Below are 12,738 nucleotides of genomic sequence, written 5' to 3'. Positions count from 1 at the left end.
TACTTTGTCTGCATTTAATAAAACTTCTTGCTCTAAAAAATGATGTTTGTTAATTGCCTTTTTTGAGAGTGGCAATTGATGAAAATAATCAATTTCAGTCCATGGATCTCTAAAATCTGCAATCCAGTTTATACCTAATTGCTTTTTCAATTTTAAACCAATTAAATGCATACTGTGCGGCGGTCCAGTAGTAATTATGGCATCAATATTATTCTTTGAAATGTATTTTTTTAAATAGTTGACTGATGGTTTTATCCAAAATTTTCGAGCATCTGGAATAAAATAATTAGCTCTAATATATTGTAATATTTTTTCAAAAAATGAAGGATTCGGATTTAAAAAACCAGCACTTTCTGTTTTCTTTTTTCCAAAGAATGAAAGTAAATTATTGGGTTCAAAAATTGGTTGTTTTAAAACTTCAATTCCTTTAGGAATATCTTTTACCAGACTTTCATCTAAAATAGGATATTTCGGATTTTCAACTGTATAAACAACAGGTTCAATATCAAAATCTCTAAAATATTTTACAAATTTCAACCAACGTTGCACTCCAGAACCGCCTGCGGGTGGCCAATAATATGTGATTATTAAAACTTTCAAAGTTGATTTATTTTTTGCACAAAATAATTAAAATCTGCTTTAGATTCTTCGTTAATTTTAGGCATAATTATTTTTAAATGTTCTCTAATTTCATCAGTTTTATTAATAAAATTAGTAAATAATGTTAACGCTTTTTCCGGATCCTCATTATAATCAATTGAATAATTGGAAAGACCGAGGTAGTTATAACATTCCTTCCCTTTTACTTCATAGCTAATATTAAATGCTGGAATATTTTTAGTTAATGAAGTAATACACATATGTAATCTTGTACCTATTACAAATTCGTATTCTTCCAATTTTTTGTAAAAATCATCAAATACATAGTAATTTGATAACACGTTTACCTTTTTTTTTGACGCTACATCTAAATCTTTATAAATTTCTTGTGCTAATATAGAATCATCTTTATAATTTTTTAAACCTTGGCAAGTTGAAAGAAAATCAATGGTAAATCCGCTATTTATGCATTCTTTGATAAATGCATGCATCATTTTTATGTACGCAGTTTTATTTCTTCTATCGAAGTTCCATTCACGCACAGAAATTGCTATTTTCTTTAATTTACTCGATTTATTTTCTTTAAAATCTAATAAAAATGCAGCATCTTTTGTCAACTTAAATTTATCTTTTGAAATATCTAAATCCGTCAAAACATCAAAAGAAAATTGATCTCTTACAAAAATATATGAAATAGATCTATCCATTAATTTTTTAAAAAAACGTGCATCTTTTTTATTTAAAGGCCCTACAGACTGGGAATAAATTAATGATTTTTTGCCAAAAAAACGTGCTATTTTATAGATTGACAAACTATTTTTTATGTTGTAATTAGAATTAATATATCCGCCAGGAGTTCCAATTATTACATCAGCTGCTCTATAATGTTTTGAAAATAAAAACAAAATAGGAAGTACAAAAGGCTTTAAAAAAGGTAATTTAATAAAAATTTTATGTTGTCCAATTTCTTCTACAAAAGGAATATTAGGATACAATTCTTTTGCTAATTTATAATAATAGGTGGCGATTTTTACCTCAAACCCAACATCTATCAATTTTGTGTACAATGAATAAAACAATGCAACATCCCCATTGTTTAAAGGAACAACGTTGTTAATTATTAGCTGAATTTTATCAGTTTTTTTATGTTTTACCATGTAAATCTACGGCTTGGTTTTAATTAGAAATAGTCTGTTAAAAATAAAAAACAATCTCAAAATCTCAATTGCTAATTTATAACTTTTCATTAAATTCGTAGCTAGATAAACCTATAATTATAAACAACTTCAACATTTTAAAAAGCGTTAAATGAGTTATAAAAAAAAAGAAAAAGAAACCGTTTTAATGCTTTTTGTTCTATACGCCACATTTGTAAAAAGAGATGTTGCAATTTTAGAAAAAAATTACAATGTCGATTTATATCAGTTCAATACTTCAAAAAAAATATATTTGTTTTATGCATTTCTAAAGCAGTTTTTCTTTTTACTTTTTAATTTTTATAAATACAAGGCTATTGTAATTCAATCTTCGGGTTACCTTTCTTTTTTTCCTGTTATTTTTGGGAAAATCTTTAAAAAACCAATCATTATTATTGCAATTGGTACAGATTGCGCAAAATTACCTGAAATAAATTATGGCGCACATACAAAACAACTTTTAAGTTGGTTTACTAATTTTTCATTTAAAAATGCTTCATTAATATTACCTGTTCATAAAAGTTTAGAGAAAAGTTATTACAGTTATATGGATGTTGAATACCCAGACCAAGGTATCCGATCTTTCAATCCAACTATTAAAACACCAATTATTGAAATGGTAAATGGCTACGACACCAAAAAATGGCAAAACAAAAATTTAGACAGAATTAAGAACTCCTTTTTATCTGTCACCTTTGCCGTTGACGAAATTGGGCACTATAGAAAAGGAATTGACTTAATAGTAAAAGCTGCGGAGCTTTTCCCTGAATATTATTTCACTATTGTTGGAAAAGTTTATTTAAAAGGAAGATGCCCTAAAAACCTGCATTTAATTGATAACGTTAGCCAACAAGAACTGCTAGACATTTATAACAACCACGAGTATTATTTTCAGCTTTCTATGTTCGAGGGCTTTCCGAATGCGCTGTGTGAAGCAATGCTTTGCGGTTGTATTCCTATTGGTAGTAATGTTGCTGGAATTCCAGATATTATTGGTGAAAACGGTTATATTTTAAAACAAAAAAACACAGATGTATTAAAAGGCTTAATTGAAAATTTATCTAATAATACATTAACATCAAATGATGCCAGATCTCAAATTACTGCTAATTTCCCTTTAGAAAGAAGAGAGAACGAGTTTTTGAATCACATTTAATTTTAGTGAAAAAATTACTCTTTAAAATTAAAGCCTTTGAACAAAAAATGAGATCGCCATGTCTTTTATTAAACTCATCACAAAGAAGTTAAGGTATCCTACTTCAGAACTTTATACTTCTCGCTTTTTAACTTTACAGCTTATTTTTTCGCTTTTCAACAAAAAACCAACCTACCGGAATTAGTATTAAAAACAAATACGAAACTAAAGTTATTGAAGTTCCTTTTTCAATTACAGTGGGTTCAAATTTAAATGCTATGGTATGTTCTCCTGCTGGAATTTCGATTCCACGTAATACATAATTTACTCTATAATGTGATTTTAATTCACCATCTATATAAGCATTCCAACCATTCTTATAATATATTTCAGAAAAAACAGCAAACTGATTTTGTGTTGTATTTGATTTATAAATCAATTCATTTGCTTTGTAAGAAATTAACGCAATACTTGCCAAAGAATCTTTAGGATACTCAGTTTTAAAATCACTTGAAATACGATTTAAAGCAATAACCGCCTCCTTTTTAGTATTTAAACTATCTAAAGCTACAATTTCTTCATTGGCATTTTCAACAGTTTTAATAGTATTAACAAACCAAGCATTTCCATTTGCATCTGGATTGAGCTGTACGGTTTCACGCTGACTTCCATCTAGAAAAACAAAATATTTAGTATTCAACATATTTAATACTTGAATATTATTTTTTGCAATTTGAAAATCGAATAATTCCTCATAAATTCCCATCTTGGCAGCATGGTAACCTCCAATAGATTTATGAAAATATGAGGTACTTCCATCATTCATAGGATCAACCATAAAATTAGCTACACGGTAATAACTCTTATCTTTTAAAATTTCTTTATCAACCTCTGAAGCAACAAAAGGCTTGTCTATTTTAGTTGCCACTTTAAAATCGTCATTATTAACATAACGTCTATCTACCGAAACCAAATCGAATAAAATTAAAGTTCCCAAAGCAATTACAGCTATAGTTGATTTCAATTTTTGTTTTAAAAACAACCATAATATTCCAGCTGCCAACACAACCAGAATTAAGGTTCGTAAACTATCTGAAAAGAAAATAGCTTTTCTATCTTCAATAATAGCATCTAATAATCCTGGTAACATTTGGTCATAATTCGCATCTCTCAAACCTTCAAAAGAAAATAAACTCGACCCAAATAGTGTGAAAATTAATGCAAATCCTGCCGCTATATAAAACGATCTTTTAAGCGCTTGCAACTTTTCTTCGGAAGAAATTGTAGTTGAAAACCATTCTTTTAAAGACAAAATTGCTAATAATGGTATTGCCAATTCTGCAACAACTTGAATAGACGAAACTGCTCTAAATTTGTTATAAAGTGGTACATAATCAATAAAAAAATTGGTTAAAATGTCAAAGTTTTTTCCCCAACTTAATAAAATGGAAAAAATAACAGCCGCAACTAACCACTTTTTGAAGGTTCCTTTTACTAAGAAAATTCCTAAAATAAATAAAAACACAAAAATTGCTCCTATATATGCTGGAGCTTCTACAATTGGTTGCTGCCCCCAATACATTGGTGCAAATTCTGCAAACTGTTTTGCCTGACGCGGATCTGTTTTATCTTTTAAAAATTGATAAATATTCGACTCAAAACCAACATTTTCATAATTCCCTCCACCCATAAAACGTGGAATAAACAAATTAAATGTTTCTGGAATCCCATAACTATATTGCGTAATATATTCTTTTGAAAGTCCGTTTGTTGCTTGTTTTTCAGAACCATCTGGATTGATAGTTAATTCACTTTTTCCACGAGTACTCACTTTAGAATACTCACTTGTTGCCAATAATCGTGTAGCATTTGTACCTACAGCTAAAACTACCCCAACTACCAAAACTAAAACACTTTTAACAAAATGAGGAATTTCTTTTTTCTTAATAGAATCTATTAATTGAACTATTCCAAAAATTAGTACTAAAAACAATAAATAATACGTCATTTGGATGTGGCTAGCACTTAGTTCCAACGCCATTGCTAAGGCTGTAACTATAAAACCAATAATGTATTTACGCTGAAAGACCAATAAAATTCCTGCCATTACTAAAGGAAAATAGGCTATTGCATGTGCTTTTGCATTGTGCCCAACTCCTAAAATTATCACTAAATAGGTTGAAAAACCGAATCCTAAAGCGCCCACAATTGCTAATTTCCAATCTACTTTTAAAACTAATAATAGTATAAAAAAACTTAAAAAATATAAGAATAAATAATCGGCTGGTCTTGGTAAAAATCGAATTAAATTATCCAGTTTATTAATAAAATCATATGGGTAATAAGCACTTACCGCATAGGCTGGCATACCTCCAAAAGTAGCATTTGTCCAATAAGGTTCTGCATTATTCTCTGCTCTAAAATCTGCAATTTCTTTTGATGACCCTTTAAATTGTGTTATATCACTTTGCTGAATTTTTTTCCCTTCTAAAACTGGAGAAAAATAAGCAATAGAAACTACCATAAATACTACAATAGCAATTAAATATGGTGTAACTTTATTTAGCGTAATTTTCATCTATTTATCATCTTTAACTTCTTCATAATCAACATAATCGCCTACATCCTTACTTCCTTCTTTAGGTTCAACCGGTTTTTTAGCAATTACTGTTTCACCTACTTTACCAGTTTCTTCTTCGTACTTATTTTGTTGTTGTTCTTTATATTTTTTTTCTACATTATCAATTACTTTTTTCAAGAAAATAGGGGCAATATACCTACTAAAAAACTTAAAAGCATAATAAATAATAATAAAAATAGCTATGGTTTTTAATAATCCTACCAAAATTTAAAATCGTTTATATTATAATTTTCAAAAATAACAATTTGCAAGTAACTAAAACGTTTAATTATATAAAATCTTATATTTGACCTCGTAAAAAAACAAACTATGTATAGAATTTTTCTAATTTTTTTAGCCTTTTTCAGTATACAAATTGCCTCTGCACAATATACTGAAATAATAAATTCTAAACGGCCAGGTTTTTCTGAAAGTCCGTATAGTATTGGTACTAATGTATATCAGTTTGAAACTGGTTTGTTTTATAGAAATAGTGATAATCCTTTATATACATCTCCATCTAATACATATGGCGGTGAATTATTATTTAGATATGGAAAGTTTTCAGAAAAATTAGAGTTCAATTTAAATTTAGCATATCAAGTAGATGATTTATCTCATCATCCAAACGGGCATATTAAAGGGATTAGTGACTTAACAATTGGTGCAAAATATTTAATTAGACAACAAGAATATGCCGATAGATCTAAAGAAATTAGAAGTTTTAAAAAAAGATATGCTTTTGATTGGAAACGCTTAATTCCTTCAGTTGGAATTTATGCAGGAGTTCATACAAAATTTGTGAGTAAAGATTTCAAAGAAGATGAAATCAGTTACAAACTTGCTGTAATGCTTCAAAATGATTTTACCGATAGATTGGTTGTTTTAACTAATTTAATTAATGATAAATTTTCAACTGACGATTCTTTTTACAAATATATTGTTACAATGACGTATGCCATTGACCAAGATTGGTCTTTTTTTATTGAAAATCAAGGTCAATATCAAGAGAAATTTACACCAAAATACCAATTCGGAACTGGTTTGGCATATTTGATTAATGAAAATTTGCAAATTGATGCTTCTGCCAGAACTAATTTTTTTGACAATTATACCTATTATTATTTTTCTACTGGTGTTGCCTGGCGATTAGATAGACATTATGATACATTTACCATAAAAAACACCCCTAAAAAAACAATTGGTAAAAAGAAAAAAAGAAAAGGTTTTTTTGGAAGATTATTTGGTAAAAAAAGAAACTAATTGCATCTTACACCTATGATTACAATTAAAGAAATGACCTCTAAAAAGGAACTAAAAACCTACGTTCAGTTTCCTTTTAAACTCTATAAAAATAATAAATATTGGGTTCCTCCTATTATTAAAGAGGAATTAGAATCTTTTGATGCAACCATAAATCCTGTATTTCAACACGCTGAAGCACGTTTTTTTGTGGCTGTAAAGAACGATGAAATTGTTGGCAGAATTGCTGCAATTATAAATTATACCGAAATAAAGGAACAAAAAATAAAGAAAATGCGTTTTGGTTGGTTCGATTTTATTGATGATATTGATGTTTCAAGAATGCTGCTTAAAAAGGTAGCTGAGATTGGAATTCAACATAAATTAGAATTTATGGAAGGTCCTGTTGGCTTTTCAAACCTTGATAAAGTTGGAGTTTTAACCGAGGGTTTTGATCATATTGGAACTATGGTAACTTGGTATAATTACCCTTATTACAAATCTCATTTTGAAAAATTAGGCTTTCAAGTCGAAAAAGAATATTTAGAAAATAAATTTCCTTTTAAAAATGTAAAATCCGAACCATTACAAAGAATTTGTGGATTACTGGAAAAACGCTATAATTTAACACCACTAAATTTTACAAGAACAAAAGACATTATGCCCTATGTAAACAAAATGTTCGATTTGTTCAATAAAAGTTACGCAACATTACCTTCTTTTGTTCCTATTTCTAATATTGAAATTGATTATTTTAAAAAGAAATATATCTCATTTATAAACCCAGAATATATAAAATTTGTAATTGACAAAAATGAGAATATGGTTGCTTTCGCTATTACAATGCCCTCATTCTCAAGTGCTTTACAAAAAGCTAAAGGGAAATTATTACCTTTTGGGATCTTTCATTTATTAAAAGCAAAGAAAAATAGTAAAGACGCTATCTTCTATTTAATTGGAGTTCATCCTGAGTATCAAAGTAAAGGAGTGCACGCCATAATTTTTAATGAATATCAAAAATCTTTTGAAAAAATAGGTGTAGAAACCTGTATTAGAACTCCAGAACTAGCTAGTAACAAGGCAATTGCTGCTGTTTGGAAGAATTTTGAGCCTGTTATATACAAAAAAAGGTGTACGTATAAAAAAGACTTATAATGCAATTATTTTACAATTCTGAGATAACCGACCAAAGCAAACAATTTACTTTTGATAAAACCGAAAGTCGTCATATTGTTCGTGTATTACGTAAAAAGGAAGGCGATACTATTCTTATTACTAACGGATTAGGTGATTTATTTACTTCGGAAATAGAAATTGCAAACGACAAACGGTGTTTGGTAAAAATTCTAGAAAGTAAATCGCACAAAAAACCTTGGAATTATTATTTACATATTGCAATTGCTCCAACAAAATTAAACGATCGATTTGAATGGTTTTTAGAGAAAGCCACAGAAATTGGTGTTGACGAAATTACTCCAATTATTTGCGATCATTCCGAAAGAAAAATATTGAAATTAGATAGAATGGAAAAAATTGTGAATTCGGCAGCAAAACAATCGCTTAAATTTCATTTTCCAAAACTAAATGAACCTATAACTTTTAATCAATTTATAAATTCAGAATTTAACGGACATTTATTTATTGCACATTGTGAATCCACTTCAAAAAAATCGTTAAAATCAGCTTTAAAACCTGCAACAAAAACCACAATTCTTATTGGACCAGAAGGTGATTTTTCAACCAAAGAAATTCAGCAAAGTTTGGAACATAATTTTATTCCTGTATCTTTGGGAGAAAGCAGGTTACGTACAGAAACGGCTGGAATAGTTGCTGTGCATAGTGTAAATTTTATAAATGAATGAATAAAAATCAAAAAGAAAAATATTTATTGCATTCTCAAAAGTTAAAAATAGTACTTTTTACTATTGCCTTTTTTCTGTTGCCTATTACCTTCATCAACGCCCAACAAATTGCAATTTTAAAATACAATGGAGGTGGCGATTGGTATGCAAACCCCACTGCTTTGCCAAACCTAATTGAATTCAGTAATAACGCCATAAATACAACTATAAAAACCAATCCAGAAACTGTTGAAGCCAGTAGTATTGACGTTTTTAATTACCCAATATTATTTATGACTGGACACGGAAATGTTATTTTTTCTGAAGATGCTATTGCTAATTTAAAAACCTATTTAATTTCAGGCGGATTTCTTCATATTTCAGATAATTATGGACTCGATAAATTTATAAGAAGGGAGTTTAAAAGAATTTTTCCTACTTTAGATTTTCAAGAAATTCCGTTTAATCACCCAATTTACCATCAAACATTTGATTTTGAGGAAGGTGTACCAAAAATTCATGAACACGACAACAAACCACCACAAGGTTTTGGGTTGTTTTACGAAGGAAGATTGATTTGCTTTTACGATTATGAAGCAGACTTAAGCGATGGCTGGGAAGATGAAGAAATGCATAACGATCCTTATGAAATAAGGGAAAAAGCATTGCAAATGGGTTCTAACATTATTGAATACGCTTTTAAAAACTAATATGATTGAAAACTTAGATTCGCTAGAAATAAACTTTGACACTGAGGGTCTTTGGGTTCTAAATATTACACTTGCTATTATTATGTTTGGTGTAGCACTTGGTATTTCTATAGATGATTTTAAACGTTTATTTAAAAAACCTAAAATTTTATTAACTGGAATTATTTCTCAATTTTTTATTCTACCTCTTGTTACTTTTATTTTTATAAAATTGGTAAATCCAATGCCAAGTATTGCGTTGGGTTTAATGATGGTTGCCGCCTGTCCTGGTGGTAATATTTCAAATTTCTTAACTCAAATGGCAAAAGGAAACGCTGCATTATCTGTTAGTTTAACCGCTTTTGCAACGTTACTTTCTATGGTTATGACACCTTTTAACTTACATTTTTGGGGAAATTTATATGCACCAACTGCAGCAATTCTTCAAACTGTAGAATTAGATCCTTTAGAATTGGTAAAACTTGTAACATTAATTTTAGGAGTTCCTTTATTTTTAGGTATGTGGGTTAGAAATCGTAAACCAATTTGGGCAACTAAACTTTCAAAAATATTAAAACCAATCTCATTAATTATATTTCTATTATTTATCATAATTGCTTTTTATGACAATTTTGATATTTTTATGAACTATATACATTATGTACTAATTATAGTAATTGCTCATAATGTAATTGCGTTATTAACCGGCTTCTATTTTGCAAAAGCAATGAGACTTTCACATAAAGATCAAAAAACACTTTCTATAGAAACTGGAATTCAAAATTCGGGACTTGGTTTACTGCTAATTTTCAGCTTCTTTCACGGATTGGGTGGTATGGCATTATTAGTTGCATTTTGGGCTATTTGGGATATTGTTTCTGGCTTAGCACTAGCAAGTTATTGGTCTAAACAAAAAGAAAAAGCATAATATTTTGAAAAATATTTGGTACAATACTGTAAAATACATTGTTAAAACCGGACTTTTTTTTACACATAAAAAAATTAAAGTTTTTGGTAAGGAAAATATTCCAGAAGAGGGTGCAATTATCTTTATTGGAAACCATCAAAATGCATTATTGGATGCTATTTTAATACCAACTACCACAACAAGAAACATACATTTTTTAACAAGAGCAAGTGCTTTTAAAACCAAAATTGCTGATAAAATTTTAAGATCTATAAATATGATTCCGGTATATAGACTTAGAGATGGAAAAGATAGTATGAATAAAAATATTGCAGTTTTTGAGCAATGTTTTGAGTTTTTAAAAGATAAAAAAGCCATTCAAATATTTGCAGAAGGTGAGCATCACAACTTTAGAAGTCTATTACCTTTAAAAAAAGGATTTGCACGTATTATCTTAGGAACACTGCAAAAGTATCCAGAATTAGATATTAAAATTATTCCTGTTGGAATTAATTACGATTCTCATTTAAATTTTCCTTCTAGCGTTTCTGTATATTATGGAAAACCCATCTTGGCTAATCCCTATTTTAATATTGAAAAACCAGATACTTCCTATAAAACTATTAAAGCTAAAGTTTCTTCAGAATTAAAGATGCTTACAACACATATTGAAAATTTAGAAGAACACGATACAATTATTAAAACTCTAAAAGAACTAAATGTAGATTTTCTAGATCCTATTGCAACCAATAAAATTCTTCAAAATTTAGATAACGAAACTCCAAAAAAGGCTAAAAAACAAAAACTTAATTGGTTCACTCCTATCCACATTTTTTTCAGAATAAATAGCTTTATTCCTTTATTTCTTTGGAAAAATTTACAACCAAAAATAAATGATATAATTTTTACAAACACCTATCGTTTCGCTCTAATTTTAACGGTATTTCCACTTTTTTATTTAATTCAGGCAGGCATAATAAGTGTTGTTTTCAACTATAAATATGGATTAACTTATTTAGCTGTATGTATTGTTACTGGTTTAATTACAACAAAAACAGCAACTCTTACTCCATAATTGCATCTTGAATTAATTGCTGAATTTCAGTTCGAACATTAGATCTTACCAATTCTTTATTCTCCATAGTTGGATACACTCTGTTTGATAAAAACACATACACAATTTCAGTTTCTGGATCTGCCCAAGTATAAGTCCCTGTAAATCCGCTATGCCCAAAACTTGCATCTGAAACACAACCACAAGTGGCTTTTTCATCTTCATTAATTTGAGGCTTATCAAATCCTACTCCCTTTCTAACCTCATTGTCTGAGTAATATCTATGATTAAATTTGTCGATAGTTTCCGATTTAAAATAGCGTTTTCCGCCATAAAAACCTTTTTGAAGATAAAGTTGCATTAACTTGGCAACATCATTAGCATTAGAAAATAGACCTGCGTGTCCGCCAATACCACCTTGCATTGCTGCACCCATATCATGCACATAACCTTGAATTAACTGATTGCGATAATAATCATCCTTTTCAGTTGGCACAATGTTGGTTTTTGGAAATTTGTGCAGTGGTAAATAGCCCGTTTTAGTTGCTCCAATAGCTTTATAAAAACGTTCCTGAGTTAATTCATCTAAATTTTTATTATAATAGTTTTCTATAATTTCTTTAAACAGAAAAAAAGATAAATCGCTATATTTATATCCAGGTTTTTCTCGTTGTTCAGCATTAGCAATTCTATCAAAAATAGAATCTTTATAACTTCTTGTTAAATACAAATCTTTGGCAACCTCAATGGGAAATTTATTAGACCATTTTGAACTATAATATTCAGCTGATGGTTTTTTTGTAATACTATCTAACGTATTTACATAAAATGGAATCCAAGCTTTTAGTCTTCCATTGTGCGACAATACTTCTTTTACTGTTAATGTATCTTTATTAGTTCCTTTTAATTTTGGTAATAAAAAACCCAAAGTACTTTCTAATTGCAACACTTTTTGTTCTTCCAGTTCCATAATTAGCGGTAAAGAGGCCAAAATTTTTGTCATTGAAGCTATATCATATATATCGTCATTTTTTACAGCTATTTTATCTTCATCTGTATGATACCCAAAACTTTTATTGTAAACAACTTTGCCCTTTCTTGCAACTAAAACCTGTAAACCAGGAGCCATTTTCTCTTTAATTACAACCTTAGCAATTGAATCTATTTTTTTTAATTTTTCACTATCTACCCCTACATCTTCAGGAATTGAATATGACAATCTCTTTAATGAAGTTGACATTAATCCGTGACCTTCAGAAAAAACATTTTTTATTGCAACAGGCAATCTTCCTCTTGTTTCTAATGCTCCAAAAATCATTTGAGCAGAAATTTCTTGCGATAATTTACTATTTTGATACGACAATAAAATACCGTTAATGTTCTCAAAAGTTTTTAATTGCAACAAACTATACGGACTCGCAAAAACATCTAAAATTACTGTATTTGTTCTTGCT

The 12,738-nt window shown here is 29.0% G+C and carries 11 protein-coding genes and 1 pseudogene; 7 read left to right on the top strand and 5 right to left on the bottom strand.

Annotation, left to right across the window (positions count from 1 at the left end; all coding sequences use genetic code 11):
• Together AB1Z17_RS02670 and AB1Z17_RS02665 are read right to left on the bottom strand one after the other, a co-directional pair.
• Window positions 1-600, bottom strand: a pseudogene (locus tag AB1Z17_RS02670) (glycosyl transferase family 1); the annotation flags it as partial.
• Window positions 597-1,757, bottom strand: a complete 1,161-nt coding sequence (locus AB1Z17_RS02665; protein ID WP_368050244.1) for a polysaccharide pyruvyl transferase family protein — start codon at window positions 1,755-1,757, stop codon at window positions 597-599. The pseudogene AB1Z17_RS02670 and the gene AB1Z17_RS02665, both read right to left, overlap by 4 nt.
• Before the next feature lie 151 nt (window positions 1,758-1,908).
• Between AB1Z17_RS02665 and AB1Z17_RS02660 the strand changes: the two genes are divergently transcribed.
• Entirely contained in the window at window positions 1,909-2,952 is a 1,044-nt protein-coding gene (locus AB1Z17_RS02660) for a glycosyltransferase family 4 protein (protein ID WP_368050243.1), read from the top strand.
• Window positions 2,953-3,085: 133 nt separating this feature from the next.
• Here the strand turns inward: AB1Z17_RS02660 and AB1Z17_RS02655 are convergent, their stop codons facing one another.
• Both AB1Z17_RS02655 and AB1Z17_RS02650 read right to left on the bottom strand, forming a co-directional pair.
• Complete coding sequence (locus AB1Z17_RS02655; protein WP_368050242.1) at window positions 3,086-5,509, bottom strand: YfhO family protein; 2,424 nt, start codon at window positions 5,507-5,509, stop codon at window positions 3,086-3,088.
• A complete protein-coding gene (locus AB1Z17_RS02650; RefSeq protein WP_368050241.1) occupies window positions 5,510-5,776 on the bottom strand; it encodes a DUF4834 domain-containing protein in 267 nt (88 codons plus the stop codon).
• A gap of 105 nt (window positions 5,777-5,881) precedes the next feature.
• Between AB1Z17_RS02650 and AB1Z17_RS02645 the strand changes: the two genes are divergently transcribed.
• The 6 genes from AB1Z17_RS02645 to AB1Z17_RS02620 are packed head-to-tail and all read left to right on the top strand — an operon-like array spanning window position 5,882 to window position 11,305.
• Window positions 5,882-6,814, top strand: a complete 933-nt coding sequence (locus AB1Z17_RS02645; protein ID WP_368050240.1) for a transporter — start codon at window positions 5,882-5,884, stop codon at window positions 6,812-6,814.
• Between the two features lie 15 nt (window positions 6,815-6,829).
• The gene (locus AB1Z17_RS02640; RefSeq protein ID WP_368050239.1) at window positions 6,830-7,948 is read left to right on the top strand and encodes a GTP cyclohydrolase; all 1,119 of its coding nucleotides are present in this window, start codon (window positions 6,830-6,832) and stop codon (window positions 7,946-7,948) included.
• Window positions 7,948-8,655 carry a 16S rRNA (uracil(1498)-N(3))-methyltransferase gene (locus AB1Z17_RS02635; RefSeq protein WP_368050238.1) on the top strand — a complete coding sequence of 236 codons (708 nt, stop codon included), beginning with the start codon at window positions 7,948-7,950 and terminating at the stop codon, window positions 8,653-8,655. Before AB1Z17_RS02640 ends, AB1Z17_RS02635 begins: the two co-directional genes overlap by 1 nt.
• Window positions 8,652-9,344 carry a DUF4159 domain-containing protein gene (locus AB1Z17_RS02630; RefSeq protein ID WP_368050237.1) on the top strand — a complete coding sequence of 231 codons (693 nt, stop codon included), beginning with the start codon at window positions 8,652-8,654 and terminating at the stop codon, window positions 9,342-9,344. Before AB1Z17_RS02635 ends, AB1Z17_RS02630 begins: the two co-directional genes overlap by 4 nt.
• A 1-nt stretch (window position 9,345) precedes the next feature.
• On the top strand, window positions 9,346-10,251 hold the full coding sequence (locus AB1Z17_RS02625; protein ID WP_368050236.1) for a bile acid:sodium symporter family protein: 906 nt from the start codon (window positions 9,346-9,348) through the stop codon (window positions 10,249-10,251).
• Window positions 10,252-10,255: 4 nt separating this feature from the next.
• Window positions 10,256-11,305 carry a lysophospholipid acyltransferase family protein gene (locus AB1Z17_RS02620; protein ID WP_368050235.1) on the top strand — a complete coding sequence of 350 codons (1,050 nt, stop codon included), beginning with the start codon at window positions 10,256-10,258 and terminating at the stop codon, window positions 11,303-11,305.
• On the opposite strand, the gene AB1Z17_RS02615 is transcribed toward AB1Z17_RS02620, so the two are convergent.
• The coding region (locus AB1Z17_RS02615; RefSeq protein WP_368050234.1) for a serine hydrolase domain-containing protein at window positions 11,295-12,738 on the bottom strand (1,444 nt) is incomplete at its 5' end. The two genes, AB1Z17_RS02620 and AB1Z17_RS02615, sit on opposite strands and share 11 nt — an antisense overlap.

It is taken from the genome of Lutibacter sp. (assembly GCF_040883305.1).
GTDB lineage: Bacteria > Bacteroidota > Bacteroidia > Flavobacteriales > Flavobacteriaceae > Lutibacter.
The sequence above is the reverse complement of the archived record's forward strand: the minus strand, read 5'-3'. Positions and strand labels throughout refer to the sequence as shown.